The sequence below is a fragment of the Paenibacillus sp. FSL H7-0331 genome (assembly GCF_001956045.1).
The window spans coordinates 195,660-217,615 of record NZ_MRTH01000008.1; the positions used below are offsets into that span (position 1 = coordinate 195,660).

The following is a 21,956-nucleotide window of genomic DNA, read 5'->3' on the forward strand; positions in this document are numbered from 1 at the left end:
TTACGGTCGTTCTCCATCACTTTGATGTACAGCAATGCGTACTGTATCCCCTGCTTCAAGTCCGAGCTGTTGTAAAGCATCCGTCATGATAATAACCAGGCTGTCACCGAACTTCGTAACCTTTCTTTCTATTTCATTCAACTTACTCATGTAAAATTACTCCTTGTTATACTATTTGACTGATGTAATGATTGTACAATAAGGTGCTCTATTTATGTATAGGTGAAACAGGTGCTAAGCATCATTATGAATAAAGGTGGTGGATTGTTAATGGGGCAAATCAGGGGAGTTATTCTGGAAGGGTATTCCCATGCAGGAAAAACCTCCACATTAAAAGCGCTCAAGCTGCTTCAAGCACAGGAAGAACAGGCTGAACGGAGTGTGGTAATTCTCGGTGAGCATTATTCCCAGGTATTAAACCGAGTCCATGGTGAGTTGGTTGCTTTACATAGAGAAGAGCATTTGGAGCTTTTACATAAACGTGTTGCTATGCTTCAGGAGTTGAATCAGTGGGCAGAAGCATTAGGGCAGGCATCGCGGCAAAGCAGAGGTATCTTTTACGTGCTGGAGCGTTTCCATCTGAATCATCGAGCGGCTTTTGCTGACCAAGACTCAACTCAGGTGACAGAATTGGAACGCACCTTGGTGGACTTAGGAGCAATAACGATCCTGTTAACCATATCGCCAGAAGCGGTAGAAGAGAGGATTCAAAGCCGAAGCCCTGCCCAATGGCTGGATAAATCGAAGTCGTATATTGCAGCACAGTGCGATGAGTTGCTTAATGTCCAAGATATGCTTCGAGCGCAATCCAAAAAGTCGCTGATTCCTACAATTGAAATAAATACAGATAGTAAAGATTGGTCTTTATTCGCCAAGCAAATATTGAAACAGCTCGATTGATGGGATACGTCTGGATCCAATTTTAGAGATAAAGGATTAATGAACATATGGAAAATAACATGATAACCGTTCAAGCGTTGAAATATGGTGACCGTCTTCATTACGAGTGGAGCACTACACTTCTTGAGCAGACAGATACACATATTTTCGTGTTGGGTGAGCAGGGTCGCAAGCTAAAACACTACACAAAAGATCAGATATTTACCGTTGAGAATTGGACCATCGAATTCTTTTCATTTGATTCCTGGTTCACCGTCAGTGCGGATGTTGTGGGTGGGGAAATCAACCAGTATTATTGCAATATTAATCAGCCAGCGAAAATCCAGGATAATGTGGTCTCGTTCGTTGATTTGGATCTTGATCTGGTCTACCGAAATGATCGATGGATGGTTGTTGATGAAGATGAATTTGCCAGCAACGCGATAAAATTTGGATATCCAAGTGAACTGATCCACAGGGCGAGAAAAGAACTGGAAGGGTTGCAGGAAAGAATCAGTAAGAAGCTGTTTCCGTTCGATGGAGCCATAGAGCAATTTATTGGGATAATTCCATAGTTGAAATAAAAACTCGTAAACATAAAAATGCAATGAATGGCAGCGGTATTGTAAATAGCGAACGTTCAAAGGCGTTCTATACTAAATGCAAACAAATATACACTAGTCCTCTATGGATAGTGTCTATTGTTTATTCTAAAGTTGTCCAACAATTTTTTAGAAGGATTATTTATAGTTTACCATCCAAACTTTATGAAATGACTCACGCTTTTCATAGGTATGTTATAGAGCAATCGAGGCATTTACCGTGCCAGGTTGGATTTACTTTTCATATACTTTTAATAATTTGAAAAAAAACCAAACAGGGAGGAGGATTATGATGGACGATCAGACAGGTCAGCCGGGTCTAACAGGTCAAACAGGTCAGACAGGAAAAACAGGGCAAACTGGTCTAACGGGTCAGACAGGAAAAACAGGCCAAACGGGTAAGACAGGGCTAACAGGCAAGACAGGTAAGACGGGTAAGAGAGGCAAGAGAGGAAAAAGAGGCAAAACAGGCAAAACAGGTAAGACTGGTCCAAGGGGAGAGACAGGAGCAACCGGATCGACAGGTGCGACCGGAGAGACAGGACCGACGGGTGAGTACGGAGAGACAGGGCCGACCGGAGCGGTGGGTCCAACGGGAGAGACAGGAGCAACGGGACTGCCGGGAGAGACGGGATTAGCCGGAGCGACGGGTGTGACAGGAGAAACAGGAGCGACCGGAACAACGGGTGTGACGGGAGAGACAGGAGCAACGGGACTGCCGGGAGAGACGGGATTAGCCGGAGCAACTGGTCCGACGGGAGAGACAGGAGCAACGGGAGCGGCAGGTATGACGGGATCAGCCGGAGCAATAGGTCCGACGGGAGAAAAAGGTGCGACCGGAACAGCGGGTGTGACAGGAGAGACAGGAGCAACCGGATCGGCAGGTATGACGGGATCAGCCGGAGCGACTGGGTCGACGGGTGTGACCGGAGCAACAGGTCCGACGGGAGAGACAGGAGCAGCCGGAGCAACGGGTGTGACAGGAGAAACAGGAGCGACTGGGTCTACGGGAGTGACGGGAGAAACAGGAGCAACCGGAACTGCGGGTGTGACAGGAGAAACAGGTGCGACTGGGTCGACGGGTGTGACAGGAGCAACAGGAACGACTGGATCGACAGGAGCAACGGGACTGCCGGGAGAGACGGGATCAGCCGGAGCGACGGGTCCGACGGGAGAAACAGGTGCGGCCGGAACGGCAGGTGTAATGGGAGAGACGGGAGCGACTGGGTCGACGGGTGTGACGGGAGAAACAGGAGCAACCGGAACGGCAGGTGTGACGGGAGAAACAGGAGCGACTGGGTCGACGGGTGTGACAGGAGCGACCGGGTCGACGGGTGTTACAGGAGAGAAAGGAGCAACTGGAACGGCAGGTGCGGCAGGTCCAACAGGGGCAACGGGTGAAACGGGTCCAACTGGCCCTCTCCCGATCGTAACCATCATTCCTGTGGCCAATCGTTATTATTATATAGTAACCTCAGATTTAGTACTTACGGACCCTGCTGTGCTTCCAGCTAATTTGTTCAGGGATGATGCAGGGAATTTAATCAACTCTTTTTCAGGCTTGGGTACCAATAGCTATAATAATCTTTTCATCAACGGGATGCTGCAAGAAGGCAATGCATATAGCGTAACTCCCCATACATTGACCTTATTCGCAGATGGCAGTACGATATATGCAGGGACACCGATTACACTTGAGACCCTGCAGTTTATTGCTCAGGTCTCGTAAGATAGGGTTAGCGATGAAGGTAACAAAAGCAGCTCGTATTCCATTGGGGAACGGGCTGCTTTTGTTTGTGTCCATCATGAGTTCTTCATTCATCACCGGGATTCTAAATTCCGTCAGACTGCTCCCTTACCTCTTTACGATATTGCCCCGGAGGGACGCCGACGGTTTTCTTAAATGTACGCGAAAAATTTTGCGCGTTGCTGTATTGAAGCCGCGAAGCCATCTCGTCCACGCTCATATCGCTGTGAAGCAGCCAATTCTGTGCTTTGACAATGCGACTGTGCAGCAGGTAGTCCGAGAATGTAGTATCGTGAACCTCCTTTAACGCTTGCTTGCCGATAGAGGTAGGCACATTCAGTGCTTTGCAGCAGCCTTCCAGTCGCAGATCGGCTTCATTATGCTCGTGAATGTAGATGGAGAGCTGGCTCGCCACCTTATGCATATGCTCCATATGTTCCTGCTGCAGATCGGCGCAGAGCAGGTCGATGACGTTGATCTTGAGCCAGCCGATCCATTCCTCAAGCGTAGAGAGCTGCATCAGCTCAACCATTAACGGCTCGACAGGGGGCTTGCGCAGTGAGCTACCTATCGTCCTGTAGATAGAGAACACCATTTCTGTCAGTTGGCTTTGCAGCCATTGATAGTTAAGGGATCGCAAGCCTTGAAGTGTACTCAATTGATCCGTATAACGGTAAGCAAGTGCCGGGTCAAGTGAACGAATGGCGTAGATGACGTCATTTTCCAGCTCGCGAAAGGAGACAGGCAGTGCGGTGGTTTGCCCCTCATTATCCTCTTGTTGAAACTCATCAATGGGGATGACCTCGTTCGTGCCGGTTACAAGCTTATGCTTGAGGGCATCTTCTGCTTCCTGCGACGACAAGCTCAAATAAGCGTAATCCTTGCGCACCAGACTGATTCCGATAGAAACCGTGAACGGAAAGTATTGCTCGATAAAATCGCGTATCGTACTTGCGGCGTCCTGCACAAAAGCTTTCACAGCACCCTGTCCGAGACCATCGTCCGGCAAGGAAATCAGAGCCAGAAATCTGCCCTCGCCACAGCTGCTGACGACCCCTTTGCCCTTACCGTCAATAACCTCTTGGATCACCATGGACAACCCATAGCCAAAATAATACAGATCCACCTCTGAATAGAGGCCGGTCATACTTTTATACTGATCGATCTCAACGCACAAGCAACCGTAACCGCCCGCCAGCAGCGGAATTTGATACCTTTCACATTTGTCGAGATCTTCTTGGGAACGAAGTCCTTTGTGCAGCATGTTACGAATAAATGCCTCACGGATTTCAGGTGTAAGCACCTTAACCTGCTCTTTGAGCTCATCCCGTGTCTCTTTAATGTGCTGCATTTTATCGTAAATCGATCGGAATTCATCATCCCGAGGTGCACGCTTGCTTACCCCTTCTTCTTTGTCCGATTGAACTGTGGCATCATCAAGCAAGGTCACAATATCACTCCAGCCCCGCCACAGCCGATTGGTGGAAAGAATAGTCACAAGGGCCGCCATGGCTAGTAAAATCCCCGCCAATATAAACACGACATTGCGAATCCGGTTGATCTTGGTGAACAGCTCATCATTGGGGATCGCAAAGCCAAAGATCCAACCTTTGTAAGAGGGAGGCAGGTGAGCGACGAACAGCTCTCTGGAGGAGGACTGCCCGTGTGTAATCTCCGGCACCACATTCAACATCAGACTTGCACTGTCTAGCGTGCCACGGTTTTGCAGCATTTGACCGGATTCATCGAGTATAAAATAATTGCCTTTCACTTCGTCCGTGGACCCCAGTATGTGATCGAAAAACTGCTGATTCAAATGAAGGATCATATAGAGTGGCTTCGACGCCTGAAATATCGGCAGCTTGCGGATATAGATAGCGGTGGGTGCCTTCTTGACGGTTGTATTGAAAAAGGCTGTATCCTTGTTCATCGCTTCAAACTTGGCGATCACGGCCTCGTAATCATTTTGAAAGTCGGTGACCTGATGATTGGTACTGTACAGCCGTTTGTTGCTGAGACGGTAGAGCGCAATATTATCGACGTCGTCAATCGACGTTTGGATGCGGAGCATCGTTTCGAGAAGGGTCAATATTTCAAGATTATTTTCTTCCTTCCCCGTTGTGATGAGCGATTCAAGAGCAGGAAGCTTTTCAAATTGAAGGACGGATTGATCGATCTGTCGGAAATAGCTTTCGACCCGATCCTGCGTGCGCTGCAAAGATACGTGGTAGGCACTCTGCACCTCTTGTGTTAACGTGTTAGTGGCAACAATGTACACGGTGTAACCCATAGCCGTGATGCAGAGGGAGGCCAACAGCAGCATGATGATCAGCGTTTGAACCTTCTTGGAGCGTTGCAGCTGCATAGGGTTCTCCCCTTTCTATTAAAAATATAACCGTAAAATTATAGCATGGAAAGTGTCATTTCGCGTAAAAAGCGGATTTAAGCATAAAGATACCCACCAACAATTGGCAGGAAAACACCGATATCAATAGCTTTCTAATGGTCATTTACTGAAATTTGGTTGATTTGATGGTAATGATCATTGCTTGAACAATCCATGCAGCTGTACATTGTTAACGAAGCAGTACCAGATCCACAGCCAATCGAATAGTTAACGAAAAGGGGAATAACAACGATGACTAAAGGGACTAACATGAATAATCGTATTTGGAAACGTACGGCAAGCACCATGCTCGTGACTGCTTTAGTAGGGGTAACGGCAGCCTGCGGCAGCAATCCACCCGCTCCAACTGCTAATGGAAGTACACCGACCAAAGCGCCAAGCGGTCCAGTGAAGCTGAAGCTTGCGTATGACGTCGGTAATGCAATTCCAAGCACCTCTGCCGACAGCAATGAAGCGATGAAGTATTTGCAAGACAAATTGGGCGTCCAATTCGAATTCAATGTCAATGCTTACGAGATTTACAAGGAAAAAATCCGTGTGCAAATTGCCTCAGGGGATATTCCGGATGCGTTCGCTTGGCGGACGATGGACGATTTTATTGTCGGTATGATCAAAGCCGGTGAAATCGTACCGCTAGATGATTACATTGATAAATACCCGAACCTGAAAAAGCAAAAGGATCTGGATATCACAAGATATCAAAATAAGATCTGGGCTGTGACCAACGTCCGCAACCCTGTAGCCTCAGGTGATGCGCCGTTGATTCGTCAGGACTGGCTCGATAATCTGGGCTTGCAGACTCCCAAAACACTGGATGATCTCTACAATGTTGCTAAAGCCTTCACCTTAAACGACCCTGATAAAAATGGTAAAAAAGATACCTATGGCATACAGCTTGGCTATGCGAACAATGCTTTTGTTGGAATAGGCGGCTTGCAGAAGCCTTTTGGCATTCAGGATAAATGGGTAAAGCAGCCTGATGGCAAATACGTGCCTAACTTTGCGACATCGGCTTTTAAGGAATATTTAACATGGATGAACAAAGCGTTCAAGGACGGTCTGATCGACCCCGACTTCGCGGTAACCGATGGTCGAACAGCTGAATCGAAGGTAGTTGGCAAAGGACAGGCGGGCATTTTCTTCCATTATATGTCTCGTGTTAATGATTTTGAGGATAATTTCAAAAAAGCGAACCCTACTGCAAAGCTGCTGCCCTTTGAGCCTGTCAAAGGTACTACAGGTCTGCAAGGAGCTGCAGGACGTGTAAACTATGGCGGTATGTTCGTTTCCAAAAAAGCAGGTCAAGACCCGGCCAAAATGCAAAAGCTGATGGAATGGTTTGATTTTGGAGCCAGCCCTGAAGGGCAAAACTTTAGTTTATATGGGGTGGAAAATATCCACTCTGTGAAGAAAGACGGCAAAACTGAAGTGAAAAGCGACCTGATTTCCCGCGATATGCCAGGTACATTCATTGCTACGCTGCCGCTGCAGCCGACAGAGGAAGTATTCGTCAGCAAGAAAAATTCCGAGGAAGCGCAAAAAATTGTCGCTGATGGAAATAAAATGCTGGAGAAATTTTTGAAAATCCCAAAACCACTCGATTTTGCATTCTCACCGACTGGTGCGAAGTACAATGCGGAAGCAGAGGCTTTTATTAACACAAGCATTGTCAAAGTCATTATGGGCAACATCAACGTGTCAGAATGGGATGGTATCGTAAAACAGTGGTATGACCGTTTCGAGGGTGCGAAGTGGATTGAGGAAATTGCTGCGACCGACGGAAAATAGCTCAGATATGGTGATTGTGGCTGCTTTATTCGTAATGTCACAGTAATAGTAATAACGAGGAATGGAATGCATAGCAAGATGACAAGCGGGTACGTTCTGGATCATCGGGACGTACCCGAGCTTTCTACAGGGAGTGATTATGATGTCAATGAGAACGGAATCGGTTCCAACCAGCAGGAGTCCCCAAGCAGCAGTCCGTTCCGGCAGCAAGCTAAGAAAAAAATTATGGTCGGATCGCTATATGTATTTGCTGGCACTGCCTGGCATGGCGTTTATTTTATTATTTGATTATGTCCCGATGTACGGGATTGTATTGGCTTTTCAGGACTACAACCCATTCGGAGGTATCCTTCATAGCGATTGGGTAGGATTTGCACATTTTGCGAGATTGTTTAAGCATCCGGATTTTTGGCTGGTGCTGCGCAATACACTCGTGATCAGCCTGCTCAATCTGGTACTGTTTTTCCCTACGCCGATCGTGCTTGCTTTACTGCTGAATGAGGTGCGTTCTCATTGGTTTCAACGGACGGTGCAAACGATTGTCTATTTACCGCATTTTGTATCCTGGGTCGTAATCTGCTCGCTGACGATAACACTGATGAACTCGGAGGGACTCGTTACCCAGCTGGTTCATTTCCTCGGATTTCCGAAGGTACAGCTGCTGCTGGACACCAAGCTGTTCTGGGGAATGATTACGCTGCAAAGCATCTGGAAGGAAGCGGGCTGGGGTACGATAATATTTCTCGCCGCACTGGCCGGAATTAATCCTGAGCTGTATGAAGCAGCGCGTGTAGATGGTGCAAACCGCTGGCAGCAGATGAGATCAATCACCATTCCGGCACTGATGAGTACGGTAGTTGTGCTGCTGCTGCTGCGGATTGGATATATTATGAGCCTGTCATTCGATCAGCTGTACATTATGGGTAACCCGATGGTCAACAGTGTGGCCGAAGTATTCGATACGTACGTGTTCAAGGCGGGTGTGCTTCAGGGTAATTTCAGCTTTGCTGCCGCCGTCGGACTGTTCAAATCGGTTGTGGGTCTGGTGCTCATACTGGGATCGAATTATTTGGCTAAGAAAACGAGCGACAATTATTTGTTTTAAGGAGATTGCACATGAAATCACAAACAAAAATAGGGTTTGAGCTAGTGAACTATGCGCTGCTTGGACTGATGGCGCTGATGATGGTGTTTCCATTCTGGAACGTGCTGGTGATGTCATTCTCCACACCGCATCTGGTTTACGAGGGACAGCTGTTATTTTGGCCTAAGCAGTGGACGACAGTAGCCTATAACGCCGTATTTCAAAACCGTCAATTCATTCAAACCTTTCAAAATACGGTCTTCATTACCATTGTCGGTACGGCAGTAAGCATGCTGCTCACTACGACGCTTGCGTATCCACTCTCCAAAAGAACGATCAAGGGTACGGGCGTCATGCTGTTTATTGCTTTTTTTACGATGCTGTTCAATGGGGGAATCATTCCGTCCTATTTGCTGGTCAAGGAGCTTGGGATGTTGAACTCCTTGTGGTCGTTGATCATTCCGAGTGCGCTCAGCGTGTTCAATTTGATGATTATGGTCAGCTTTTTCCGATCTCTGCCAACGGAGCTGGAGGAATCGGCCAAAATAGACGGTTGTAACGATATCGGCGTATTGCTGCGTATTGTCATTCCGATCTCGCTGCCAGTTATCGCGACGTTGACGCTGTTTTATGCGGTATCCAAGTGGAATATGTTTTTTCAAGCGGTTATGTACAACAGTGATATTAGCAAAATGACGATGCAGGTGTTATTGCGGCAAATATTGATGCAAATGACCAGCGATGCCGTTGATGCGGCAATGGCCGGAGAGGTTCCGAAAATCGGCGTTACCGTAAAAATGGCGATGATCATTATTGCAACGGTTCCGATTTTGCTGATTTACCCTTTCTTGCAAAAATATTTCGCCAAAGGCGCGATGATTGGCTCGGTAAAGGGTTAATGGTTTAACGTTTGATGATGTATCGTGAATATAAGAAGCTTGCCGTAAATAGTGGGAGGAGGAAAACAAGGATGGATACCCAAAAGCTGTTGGACAAAGCGCAGCAGGTTTATGCGTACATGGTAACGGCCCCGGAGAACGATTGGCAGCGCAATATGGGCAATTGGGACTGGAAGCCTGGCGTCGGTCTCATTGCTGCCGTTGCCTACGGTGAAGCGATAGGCTCGGATGAGGTAGATGAGTACTTGTGGCGTTGGATGAGGGACAATCGACATAAGGCGGCACAACAGCGTGTTATTAATTCGACGGCACCGTTCGCAGCGCTGACCGAGCTGCTGCGCAAGCAGCCAGAAGCGGCAGCAGAGTGGATGCCGCTCATACGTGAGCACGGCGAATGGCTGATGAACGAAGCGCCGCGCACCAAGGAAGGCGGCTTTGAGCATACGGTAACCGAAGGTGTTGATTTCCCGGAGCAGCTGTGGGCGGATACACTTGTTGTTGGCGCTTTATTTTTGGCGCGTCTGGCGTCACTAACCGAAGATGAAGCGATGGCACGCGAAGCCGTTAAGCAGGTTGTCATTCATCTGCAGATGCTTCAGGACGAAGCGACAGGCGTATTGTTCCATGGCTTCGATGGCCATAATCGTAATCACATGTCAGCTGCACGATGGGGACGCGCGAATGCATGGGTGACGTTCGGTGTCCCGGAAATTGTCGCCGAGGTCCAGCATCTGACCCCGATTCCGGTAGAAATCGGGGAACGCTACACCGCCTTGGTACAAGGATTACTCAAGCTTCAGACCGCTAATGGCATGTGGCATACCGTCATGGATCGACCAGACTTTTATCTGGAAACCTCAGCCACAGCCGGTATTGCGTATGGCTTCGAGGTAGCCTTACGTACAGGTCTTATCACCGATGATATCCTGCGTTCGCAGCTCCAAGAGTCGGTATGCAAAGCAGCCGAAGCTGTCATGATTCACGTAGACGTATACGGCGCCGTTCATGGTGTTTCCGGCGGTACCCCCGTCATGCCAACGATCGAGGCCTATAACGAGGTGAAAATAACCCCAACCCCATACGGCCAAGCTTTAGCCCTTCTACTAATCAGCGCGTTACTGAAGCGCAATAAGCTCTAGCTCATAATTATATTCATTTAGGGTTGAGGTAAAGTCATGATGTTCCGCAGGAACGAATCCAACGCACCCCATTCACTGTAAACCAATCCCTGCCCCACTGTACAGCGCAGCACGAGACCAAGCGTGTCCCGCAGGGACAATAAGCGCCCCGAGAACACAAAAGCCTTGCACACGTGCCAAGGGAGTCCAGAGGGCAGCGCCCTTTGGGGCCCTCCCTATAGGGAGGGTTTGGGAGGGTCAAAAATATAGGAGGATAAACCAATGAAAACAAAAATTATTGCAACCGCGCTGGCCATGCTAGTGTCCGTATCCACTATGACAAGTCCAATAATGGCAGAATCATCAGCAATAACATCGGACGCAAATTTGTTTTTGGACCGCGTGGACCGGGTGTATCCCGACGTCGCCACCGCGGAAAAACAGCTGCAGTTTTTCAAAACCAATCTGTTAAACAACCAGCAGCCTGATGGCAGAATCGATAATTTTCCGCAAAAGGTGACAATCAGCGCCGGTAATCTGGTTACTGGCAACATAACAACCAATATGGGCTTTGAGCAGGGCACATCCAGTACGCCTGATGGTTGGAGCTATACAGGTACATCAAATTTAACCTGGATACATGATCTGGAAACATCCTATGAAGGCGCACGCATGCTTAAATTGGAAGCGCTGTCAGAAAGCGATGGTTCACTTAAACAGACGATCTCCAATCCGCTGGATGTGCTTGTAGATTATGTAACGCCTGCAACCGCAGTCGTTAAGCAGGACAGTCTGCTGCTGCTGAGCGCTTACGTCAAGACCGAGCAGCTAAGTGGTTCGGGGAAAGGCGTCTATGTAAAAGTATCCTTCAAGGATGCTGGCGGAGCGGATCTCGGTAATTCGACTATGGTTGCCGTAAATCAAGGCACACAGGACTGGAAGGAGCTGCGTGGTCTTGTCACGGTTCCTTCGACTCAGCCTACCCAAATCGTGATCGAAGCCGGACTGGATGGGGCAATGGGTACTGTTTATCTGGACGGCATCCGTCTCATGCGGATCGACAGCTCGATTTCGACGGCTGCAGGGTCTGCAGGAGTGCAGGTTGGTAATAAAGGAGCGGCAGCGATTCCAAATGCGAATTTTGACTCGACACCTGCATGGACGGCAAACAAGCAATTGAATGCAAGCGGACCCGAAGCGGCGATCAACCAGACTTTAGCTAATGGCGTATCTGGAAAAGGTGGGCAGATTGTTTCCACTTCAGCAGATACGGTGGCTTCGCTCAGCATGAATGCAACGGCTTCCTCTAATGGTACACGGCAGTTTGGTGGCGATTACCGAATTTTTTCAGTCAAGTATAAGACATTGCCAGGCTTTACGGCAGCGGATGGCAAGGGAGTCGCTGCCAAAATCAGCTACAAGGATAAATCTGGTCAAGTCATTGGCAGTCGAACTTTTTATGGTGGTTCTACTGACGGCAATTGGGGTGAAATCAGTGGGGTTTTTGATACGGAATACCCAGTGTATACGATGAGCTTTGAGCTGCTGCTGGACCATGCGATCGGTACAGTTATTTTTGACAATGCTTCGTTTATCGGGATCGATCAGCAGAGCAGCAGCACGGAGGCTGGGTTTGGTGCGGCTGGACTATTCGCCTACATATGGGAAATAACAGGGAAAACTGATGCTCTGCTGGCGAAGCAGGCGAGGAAAACGCTCGACTTTTATATGCATAACCGTGTGCAAACCATCGATAATCCTGCTAATGCCGACAAGCTGCTTACTGGTGCGGCGAACAGCGGTGCCGCTTATGTGCCTTACTATGTAAGCGGCAGCACAACGGGTGCGGATTACCCGACAACGGCGTTTGGTCTGCACAATCTGGCAAGCGCGCTGAAGTATGGACAGGAACTGTTCACATCAGCTCAGCTTGCAGAAGGAAAGACACAGGCTTACTCTATGTGGAAGTGGCTGACGAGGGTCGTCCAATTCAGTACGCAAAAATCTCAAAATCAGGCTTTGGTTGCTTTGCTGGGCGGAATTGAGGTTGCTATGCTCTATGACGATGCCGCTTTAAAAGCTGAAATTTATGACTACTATACCAAAGGTATTCCCGGGACGAATCTGCCTGATAAGGCATTTCGCGATGAAGCCAGGGAGGTAGTGGATGGAAAATCTATTTTTTACGAGGTCAAAGGCTTCGACGTTAGCTACGCGGGGGTTTCTCTAAGTGATCTTGCCGAGATTATAGGGGAGCTTCCTGATCAGGATGCATCGTTTAAGGATCTGAAAGCGGTCATTCATGCCGACGGTATGGAGATGGCCGAATATTTTAACTCAAGGCTTGCGGCGGATGGCTGGATTTTTGCAGGCTCACGTCATAATGAAGGCGGCGGCTCCAGCTTTAATATGGGAAATTTTTCAGGCCTCTCTTATTGGGCACAAGCTTTGAATTCCGATTTGGGGCGATTTCTGATCAAAGGGCCAAGTGCGGTAACTCCTTCTTATGGGGAAACAGCAAATCTGGGGCATATTGCGGTTCACGGACCTGTAGCTCTGCATCGTACGATCCAGCAGTATCCGTGGGTGCCGAGCGAGCAGCAGAAGCTGGAGGACTACACCTTTCGTAAAGGAAAGGTTTCCGCATATTACAAAAATGAAAACAGGCAGCCACTTCATATTTCCGTATCCGGTACTGATTTTATCGAGAATTTGGTTGATTCCGGTACCACGACGTCTAAGGGTCCAAAGATTGATCGGATCATGGGCATGTATTTCAAGGATGGGAATGACAAGTGGCAATATGACGATGTCAAATCCACTACAGCGAACATGTCGACACCCGGTTACTTTGTACGCAAGGATACAGGGGTGACTACAGCCAAATCGAACGTCACCAAGCAGTACTATATTACGAATGGCAAATCACTTTACAATGTGCTGGCCGTTCAATTCAGCTCGGATCAGAGCTATAAATCGTTGAATCAATTGATCGGTCTTCCCTATATGTCGGTGCCTGATTATCCGTATGTTCCAGCCAGTGTAGATCCGCGAATGGTACGGATCAATGGAATTTATGGCAGTGATGGTACACCTCTGCTCGATCTGACCAAGGATACCGGAGAAGCGACAGCTCCTGAGATGCGAATGGGTACGGCCAAAGTCAGCGGTTGGCCCGAACTTAAGGCGGTCAATGCGCCAGCGGGAGGTACGGCAAAACCAACATGGTTATCGACTGCCGACATCAATCAGTTGAACGCAGGCTTTACCACAACGAATGGCAAGGTTATGGATGATCTGTACACGAAGGCGTTATGGGACCCGACAAATGTCCGGGTATCCGACAATAATGGCGTTACTGTTCAGTTTGCCAATTCGGATAAGATCATGGTCAAGCTGACGGACTCGGCAGCGCCTGTTAACTATAAAGCAGGCGAGTGGGTTTATTTTGTGGCCAAATATGCGCCGGATAGTGATACGGACAGCTTCACCGTGACACCAGTTCAGACATATTCAACGCGCAGCGATGTACTCCAGTCCATCACAATTGAGGACAGTGGTATGAAATTCGTACTTAACGGCAGCAGTGATTTGTTCGTCGATAAGCAGGCTGGAAGCGTAAGGTTGAATGGAGTAAAGGCGACTGCCTCCGATCTGGCAGCCTTATGGCAGGAGCGGGGACGGACGATTGCTGGAGACAAGGCGAGTTTTCCTTACCAGCATGATCTGGATGGCAACGGCATTATCGATCTTACGGATCTGTCCCTGCTGGGACTTTATATCAATAACTAGAAAGGAAAGGGAGGGGATTTTCTATGGGTAACAAAATAATAAATTGTTTCAGGGCAGCTGCTGCCATACTGGCAGTCGGACTACTGCTGCTTGGCGTGTCTGGGTTCGTCACAACTGTGGCAGCAGCGGCTTCTGTTACTGTCGATGAGAGCTTTGATAATTATCCGTCTGCCGCTTTATCCGGCTCAAACTGGACCATTTCAGCGGCATCGGGCTCGATAATGGTCGTGGAAGACCCGAGTAATCCAAGCGATAAAAGCGTCAAAATAACGAAAACGAATACCTCCGGTACGGTAAATGCGGATCGTAAAAACCTTGCACAATCCGGTCAATTTGTTGTTGATTATCGGGTGAAAAGCGAAGAGATCGCTGGAAGCAAGTCAGCTCCCTACGTGTTTGGCAGCACGAGCGGGACTAACCTGGTGAGTGTATTGTTCGATGCAGGTTTTATCAAGGCATATAATAGTACAACGAACACGAAGCTTCAATCGTTTACGCCTGGCACCTGGTACCGGATTCAGCTTATTTTGGATACCAGCACCAACAAATACGATATGTATATTGATGGAAAATTGAAGGCAGACCAATTTGCTTTTCGTAATAATGCTGCAGAATCTACGCTCTTGCGGTTCGCTTTGGGCACCGACCAGACCGGAACGATATATTTTGATGATTTAAAAGTAGCGCAGCTGCCCGCTTCGATATCGATGGGGGATGATTACCAGTTGGCCATAGGGCACACCCATGCATCAACCGTCACCGCTATCTATCCCGATGCGACCAAAGGCAATGTGACGAAGGCTTCCTGGTATGACTCTTCCAATCCATCGGTGGCTCAAGTGGACGCGGCAGGAGTCGTTACGGCAGGATCCATGGGTACGACCACCATTACTGCGCATTATGCAGGCAAGGCAACGACTACAACCGTACAGGTTACCGACGGTATTGTTTTGAATAGCCTGCAGCTGGATTCAACTGCTTATAGCCTAACACAAGGCTCGGAGCATGCTACAGTGGTAACAGCTGTATATTCCAACGGTACCCGTAATGTAACTGCGAATACCGCTTATACATCCGGTAACCCGTCGATTGCTTCAGTTAGCCAGAGTGGACTGGTGACTGGAAAAAGTGCAGGATCAACAGTCATATCGGCCACATATGGCGGGAAAATCGCTTCGGTAGCGGTCACTGTCACACCGATTCTTACTGAGCTTCTATTGGATTCAGTTGCTTACGATCTGCAGGCAGGATCGGTGCATCAGACCGTAGTAACAGCTGTATATTCGAATCAAACCACTGCTGACGCTACGATGCTTGCCACCTATACAAGCTCGGATGCTTCCGTAGCCTCGGTCGATCGTATAGGCAATGTAGCAGGTATTCGTGCGGGACATACCGTTATTACCGCAACCTATGGCGGTCAATCTAAAGCAGCTCATGTATCGGTCAGCTCTATTAGACTGGATTCGGATGTTTATGAGCTGCAACCGGATGCAACACACCTAACGTCTGTACTGCAGCTATCAGCAGATGGAGTGGAGAGCCCGGTTACGAGTTTTTCCAGCTTTAGCTCATCCAATTCTGCTGTGGCCCAGGTAGATATCACTGGCCAAGTCACCGGAAGGTCTGAGGGCACTGCAGTTATTACCGCTGTGTACGGAGAGAGCCGGGCTATAGCCAACGTGACTGTGCGTTCAACCGGAGCCTCATCGCAATTCACCGTACTAAGTGTTGGAAAGGACACGATTCAGGTTCATTTATGGGCACAAGGGATCGACAATGTGTATGCAGCACAATCGGATATCGATTTTGACCCTGCTATACTGCAACTGCAACAAGTGGTATCGGGACTTGTCAGCGGTACACCTGAGGCTCTAGACAGTCACAATTCGTCCTATTCCAACAACGGTGTACTCACAGGGTTTCAAAGCCTGGCTGTACAAGGTGGACACCTTTCGTTTGGTACTACTCAAGCCGGAGCTGGTACTAGCAGGACCAAGCCTTATGTTACGCTGTTTTTTAAAGTATTGAACCCAAGTCAAAACACCAGCTTACAGGTGAACAACGCCAACTTGACTTCTGTGTCAGGGAATACAATTACAAAAGCTGTGTTGCCTGTTATAAGTGTTACATTTGATGAGGCCCCGATAAATCCGCCAGACACGTCGGCTCCGAGTGATCCGATTGTTAGCGCAACAGGAAGGACGCCGAGCAGTATAACTTTGAGTTGGACAGCAGCGACGGATAACGTCGGCGTTACAGGATATGACGTTTACAATGGAAACGACAAGCTGGTTTCTCTGACAGCAAATGCTAATCTCGGCTACACTGTAACCGGGTTGCATCCGAATACAACGTATATCCTCGTCGTAAAAGCCAGAGATGCCGCTGGCAATATGTCGAACGGTGCCAGTATTTCGGCTAAAACAAGCGGTGGTAACCAGTCCGCGAGCAATAGTGGTGATGGTGGTGGTGGAGCCGCAGCCGGAGTCGGAGTCGATGCCGGTATGAACGAGGCCGACAAGAGCGGTGACAAGCAAATTGTTCAGGCCAGTGATCTTGGGGCAATCAGGGACGGCAAGCTGACGATCCGCATGAACGGTGGCGCCAGCGAGCTGTTAATACCAGCTGATGCCTTGTCACTCCTGGGCGGAAGCTGGCTGGAAATCCAAAAAGGAGCAGCGACTATCCGTTTTCCTTCAATTGTGATCCAGTCGCTAACCGGATTGCTCAGTAAGGAAACGTTACAGGGCGCACAGATTTCCTTCAAGCTGAGTGTGGCAGGAGAGAAGGACACGGAAGCCCTGCTTGCTACAGCTCTGGGCAGCAAGGAAGCCGTAATTAAAGCAGCAGCGCCTGTGCTCCAGCTAGATTTATCCATTATCTCCAAGGATGGAACGGTTAAGAAGTTAGCTTTGTTCGATAAGCCTGTCGACGTTTCGTTACCCTATGAGGGTGGTTCCAACCTTAAGGAACAGCTGCTCGGTGTGTACCATCTCAATGAACAAACGGGGCAATGGGAATATATAGGCGGACATATCGATACTGCTGCCAAGCAGATCAACGTACAGCTGGCTCATTTCAGCAAGTACACAGTTCTTGAATACAACAAGTCTTACTCTGATGTTCCGTCCAGCCATTGGGCAGCGAATGCCATACAGGTGCTTTCTGCCAGACATATCGTTAATGGCATTAATGATATAAACTTTGCGCCACAAGCCTTCACAACCAGAGCCGAGTTTACGACACTATTGGTTCGTACGCTTGGATTGAAGGCTTCAGGCCATGCGCCATTCCAGGATGTGTCTCCGGCAGATTGGTATGCGGAGGCAGTGACGGCAGCATACGAATCGAAGCTGATTGGAGGACGTACGGAGAAGAGCTTTGCACCTCAGGATCAGATCAGTCGAGAAGAAATGGCCGTAATGCTGGTAAGAGCTTACGAAGGCTCGGGAGTCGCAAGGCCATCGACAGTTGACGTTTCCTTATCGGACCTTAACAGCGTATCGGGCTGGGCTCTTGGCTCCGTACAGGCTGCGGCCTCCATCGGGTTAATGAATGGAAGAGGAGATAACCAGTTCCAGCCCAATCAGCTGGCGAATCGCGCAGAAACCGCACAAGCTGTATATAACCTGCAGCATCTGCTATCACGTTAATAACCAACCACACAGAAGCTACGAAACATCCCTTGCCAGCTATGGTGAGGGATGTTTGCATTTGCAGTGAATGATAGGGGATAGCTTTATCAAGATGTCTTTTAACAGTGCTGATTTGGGTAAATTTGGAATTCGATTTGGATATGTTGCCTTTCACGAAATGGGTATAAACTGATAATTAATTGGGATGGTTGGACTTATTATCCATTGATGTAAACGCTTTAATATTTAGTGTCCTGAAAAGGAGTGGTTAATTATTATGCAATCTACAACCGTGAAGCCAGCAGCCAGAGCCATGTCAGCGGCCCGAAGAGATTATAGGATACGGCTCAGACAAATGCGCCATGATTATCAATTGTACGTCATCATTCTTTTGCCGGTTGCTTGGTTAATTCTTTTCCACTACGTGCCGATGTTTGGCCTTCAGCTGGCCTTCAAAAATTTCAGGATTACGGATGGCATATGGGGAAGTCCTTGGGCCGGTCTTGGATATTTTGAGAAGTTCTTTTATTCCTACCAGTTTACCAAAATTGTCGGGAATACGTTAATTATCAGCTTTTATGAGCTGCTTGCCGGATTTCCGCTTCCAATTGTACTGGCTCTGGCGCTCAATGCAACGCTCCGTACCAAATTCAAGCAAACCGTACAGTTTGTCACCTACATGCCCTTCTTTATTTCTACAGTCGTAATGGTTGGTATGATCCTGCAGTTCTTAAATCCGAGAGTAGGGATCGTGAACACGGGCATTGGCTTATTCGGCATGGACGCGATCAATTTCATGGGTGATCCGAATTGGTTCAAATCGATTTATGTGTGGTCAGGCATCTGGCAAACGACGGGCTGGGGAACGATCATTTATTTGGCGGCGTTATCGGGTATCAGTCCAGAAATCCATGAGGCTGCCACTATTGATGGAGCCACCCGGCTGCAGCGAATCCGGCATGTGGATATTCCTGGTATTTTGCCGACGATCGTGACGCTTTTGATCCTGCATGCCGGATCGATTATGGGCATCGGCTTTGAAAAAATTTATTTGATGCAAAATCCGTTGAACATTTCTTCCTCAGAGGTCATTTCCACTTATGTATATTCAGTCAGTCTAGCTTCCAGTGCCCCTAATTATTCTTATGCGACAGCTATCGGCCTATTTAACTCGGTCGTAAATATGATCATCATTTTAACCGTCAACCAGATTGCCAAAAAAGTAGGACAAACCAGCTTGTGGTAACCAAGGAGGCTGCACAATGAAATCCAATCGAGTAGGGCTAACGAATGCGGACAAAATATTTTATATGCTGAACGACTTCATCCTGTTGCTTGCGCTGCTGGTTGTGCTGTATCCGCTCATATATATTTTCAGCGCTTCCTTCAGTGACAGACTGGCTGTCGTGTCAGGCAAAGTATTTTTATGGCCTGTCAATTTCTCTTTTGAAGGCTATACGGCAATACTGAAGGACCCAAGAATACTCCCTTCTTATGCAAACACGATATTGTATACAGTTGTAGGTACCACCATCAATGTCGTCCTCACGATCATGGCTGCCTATCCTTTATCCCGAAGGACGATGATTGGCCGCAACCTCATTATGTATGCATTCGCTTTTACGATGATCTTTCACGGCGGCTTGATTCCGAACTACCTGTTGATTAAACAGCTGGGGATGATCGATACGAGGTGGGCCCTGATTATTCCGGGTGCACTTGCTGTCTGGAATATGATTATCGCCCGTACTTTTTTCCAATCGACGATCAGCCATGAGCTTTTTGAAGCCGCTTCGATGGACGGGTGCTCGCACCTGAGATTTTTGTGGAGTATCGTGCTGCCTTTGTCCAAAGCGATTATCGCGGTACTGGTGCTCTTTTATGGAGTGTCCCATTGGAATGCTTACTTTAATGCATTTATTTACTTGAAGAGCAAGGAGCTTTTTCCGTTACAGATCATTCTGCGGGATATTCTGATTCAAAATGAGGTGGACCCCGCTTCGATTACAGATCCGGAATCGATGACCAAAAAGCAGGGGCTGGCCGATCTGCTCAAATATTCGATTATCATTGTAGCCAGCTTACCCGTGTGGCTTGTGTATCCGTTCGTGCAAAAGCATTTTGTCAAAGGCGTAATGATTGGATCGATCAAAGGATAAACGGTTGTACATCGGCCCTTGAAGTGGTCCTCAGAGAGATTCAGGTAAAAGGCCGATTTGATTGTATAAAGATAGATAGACGGGTTCGAAGGGAACAAAAATCGAAGGGAGAATGTTTATGCGAGGAAGGTTGTATAACCGTATGGTCGTGGTCTTTCTGTGTATGGCAATCGTGTTAAGCGCATGCAGCACAGAGAAACCGGCGGATACGGCAAAGAAAGAATCGACGGACACCAACTTATCGGCTGAAGGGGTACTGCCTATTTCCAAGGAAAAGGTCACGGTCACGATAACCGTCCCCTCGAGCCCATACGTCTTATCCTGGGAATATGGCAAAAATGAGCTGACCACATGGCTGGAGGATCAGACCAACGTTCATATCAAGTGGAATTTTTATCCGGCAGCTGACGCTAAAACGAAGCTGAATCTGGAGCTTTCGTCGGGTGGCGACCTCGGTGATCTGATCATGGGCAACTTCTCTCTGGACAATTCTTCGCTTGCCACCTATGGATCACAAGGCATTATTCGGAAAATGGAAGATCTGATAGACAAGCATGGTTCCAATATTAAAAAAATGTATGCCGAATACCCCAATATCAAACAGGCTACCTCAGCACCTGATGGTCATATTTATGGACTCCCACAGGCGGGCATATGCTATAACTGCGATCGTGCCATGCGGTTCTGGGCCAATAAATCGTTCCTGAAAAGCCTGAATATGTCCGTGCCGACAACGACGGATGAGCTGTACCAATATTTGAAGGCTGCCAAGGAAAAGGACCCGAATGGCAATGGCAAAAAAGATGAAATCGGAATTGTCGGTTCAAAAACGAGCTGGTTCGCCAAAGCCGATCAATTTATTATGAACGCGTTCACCTATCAGGACGCCAATGGTCTGTATGTGAAGGATGACAAGGTCATCGCTGCGTATACGACACCTGCGTGGAGAGATGGCATTCGCTACCTGAACAAGCTCTCCAAGGAAGGCTTGATCGATCAGACCTCATTCACTAACGATGAGGCGCAGCTGAAGCAAATTGTCGAGTTGAACAACGGCAATAATGTGGCTGCGGTTCCGAGTGGCGGCCCTCATGCGTTTGCGGCTAATGATGCAACTAGATTGAATTATGAGATTGTGCCCCCGTTAAAAGGACCTGGCGGATTCCAAACCTCGTATTTCAATGAGTTTGGCGTTGTCGGTTCCTACCAATTCGCCATACCAGCCAATGGCAAGAATGCGGATGTTGTGATGAAATTGGTCGACTTTATGTATTCCAAGGAAGCCTATTTACGAAGCCGTTACGGGGTAGAGGGTGTGAATTGGGAAGTGCCGAAGGGTACGCTTGCGGCGAATGGAGAACCGGCCAAATTCAAGCTGGTAGGCAAGGATTTATGGGGGGAGCCGCAAAATGCGCACTGGTCAGGGGCGAACTCCACATGGCCTCCGTTCGGATCGGATTCAAGGGAAGTGCTCCCAGACGGCAAATTCGACCTGGAAAAGGTGCTGTACAATGCAGCCAAGCTGTACGACAAGACGGCTGGCAAGGTTTCGGTGCCGAAGTTTTTCTTTGAACCGAAGACAGCAACCCGATTTAATGAATTAAAGACGGAAATTTCTAAAAAGCTGGAAGCCGATATCGCGGATTTTATTGTAGGCAACCGGGACATTGAGAAGGATTGGGATAAGTTCCAGGCCGAACTGAAGAACATGGGGAACGATGAATATATCTCCATCATGCAAAAGGAATACGATGCCAAATGGAAAGGCAGCAAGAAATAAGCAAAGCAGCTGAATCGAAAATCAAGGATCATAGGCAGCGGGGAAAGGTTTCCTTTTCCCTGT

The 21,956-nt window shown here is 48.2% G+C and carries 15 protein-coding genes; 13 read left to right on the top strand and 2 right to left on the bottom strand.

Features of this window, described 5'->3' with window-relative positions; all coding sequences use genetic code 11:
* Window positions 1-150 carry an AbrB/MazE/SpoVT family DNA-binding domain-containing protein gene (locus tag BK127_RS44780; RefSeq protein ID WP_256711304.1) on the bottom strand — a complete coding sequence of 50 codons (150 nt, stop codon included), beginning with the start codon at window positions 148-150 and terminating at the stop codon, window positions 1-3.
* Window positions 151-246: 96 nt separating this feature from the next.
* Here BK127_RS44780 and BK127_RS14295 point away from each other — a divergent pair, with 96 nt between their 5' ends.
* From BK127_RS14295 to BK127_RS45540, 3 genes are all read left to right on the top strand, one after another.
* Window positions 247-900, top strand: a complete 654-nt coding sequence (locus BK127_RS14295; RefSeq protein WP_256711305.1) for a hypothetical protein — start codon at window positions 247-249, stop codon at window positions 898-900.
* A gap of 47 nt (window positions 901-947) precedes the next feature.
* Window positions 948-1,454, top strand: a complete 507-nt coding sequence (locus tag BK127_RS14300) for a DUF402 domain-containing protein (protein ID WP_076231107.1) — start codon at window positions 948-950, stop codon at window positions 1,452-1,454.
* Window positions 1,455-1,770: 316 nt separating this feature from the next.
* A complete protein-coding gene (locus BK127_RS45540) occupies window positions 1,771-3,210 on the top strand; it encodes a DUF4183 domain-containing protein (RefSeq protein ID WP_083689302.1) in 1,440 nt (479 codons plus the stop codon).
* Window positions 3,211-3,313: 103 nt separating this feature from the next.
* Here the strand turns inward: BK127_RS45540 and BK127_RS14310 are convergent, their stop codons facing one another.
* Entirely contained in the window at window positions 3,314-5,593 is a 2,280-nt protein-coding gene (locus tag BK127_RS14310; protein ID WP_076231112.1) for a helix-turn-helix domain-containing protein, read from the bottom strand.
* A gap of 273 nt (window positions 5,594-5,866) precedes the next feature.
* On the opposite strand from BK127_RS14310, the gene BK127_RS14315 reads away from it, so the two are divergent.
* From BK127_RS14315 to BK127_RS14355, 10 genes are all read left to right on the top strand, one after another.
* A complete protein-coding gene (locus BK127_RS14315; protein WP_076231114.1) occupies window positions 5,867-7,423 on the top strand; it encodes an extracellular solute-binding protein in 1,557 nt (518 codons plus the stop codon).
* Between the two features lie 66 nt (window positions 7,424-7,489).
* Complete coding sequence (locus BK127_RS44800) at window positions 7,490-7,711, top strand: hypothetical protein (protein WP_256711306.1); 222 nt, start codon at window positions 7,490-7,492, stop codon at window positions 7,709-7,711.
* A complete protein-coding gene (locus BK127_RS14320; RefSeq protein ID WP_256711307.1) occupies window positions 7,665-8,528 on the top strand; it encodes an ABC transporter permease in 864 nt (287 codons plus the stop codon). The genes BK127_RS44800 and BK127_RS14320 overlap by 47 nt, the downstream gene beginning before the upstream one ends.
* Window positions 8,529-8,539: 11 nt before the next feature.
* Window positions 8,540-9,406 carry a carbohydrate ABC transporter permease gene (locus tag BK127_RS14325; protein ID WP_076231119.1) on the top strand — a complete coding sequence of 289 codons (867 nt, stop codon included), beginning with the start codon at window positions 8,540-8,542 and terminating at the stop codon, window positions 9,404-9,406.
* A 71-nt stretch (window positions 9,407-9,477) separates the two neighbouring features.
* Entirely contained in the window at window positions 9,478-10,545 is a 1,068-nt protein-coding gene (locus BK127_RS14330; RefSeq protein ID WP_076231122.1) for a glycoside hydrolase family 88 protein, read from the top strand.
* Between the two features lie 261 nt (window positions 10,546-10,806).
* Window positions 10,807-14,316, top strand: a complete 3,510-nt coding sequence (locus BK127_RS14335; RefSeq protein WP_076231124.1) for a cupin domain-containing protein — start codon at window positions 10,807-10,809, stop codon at window positions 14,314-14,316.
* 23 nt (window positions 14,317-14,339) lie between these two features.
* Window positions 14,340-17,972: an S-layer homology domain-containing protein gene (locus BK127_RS14340; RefSeq protein WP_076231127.1), complete on the top strand. Its 3,633-nt coding sequence runs from the start codon at window positions 14,340-14,342 to the stop codon at window positions 17,970-17,972.
* A gap of 259 nt (window positions 17,973-18,231) precedes the next feature.
* Entirely contained in the window at window positions 18,232-19,200 is a 969-nt protein-coding gene (locus BK127_RS14345; RefSeq protein WP_076231129.1) for an ABC transporter permease, read from the top strand.
* A gap of 16 nt (window positions 19,201-19,216) precedes the next feature.
* Window positions 19,217-20,113: a carbohydrate ABC transporter permease gene (locus tag BK127_RS14350; protein ID WP_076231132.1), complete on the top strand. Its 897-nt coding sequence runs from the start codon at window positions 19,217-19,219 to the stop codon at window positions 20,111-20,113.
* A gap of 118 nt (window positions 20,114-20,231) precedes the next feature.
* Window positions 20,232-21,893: an extracellular solute-binding protein gene (locus BK127_RS14355; RefSeq protein WP_076231135.1), complete on the top strand. Its 1,662-nt coding sequence runs from the start codon at window positions 20,232-20,234 to the stop codon at window positions 21,891-21,893.
* The last annotated feature ends 63 nt before the right edge of the window (window positions 21,894-21,956 follow it).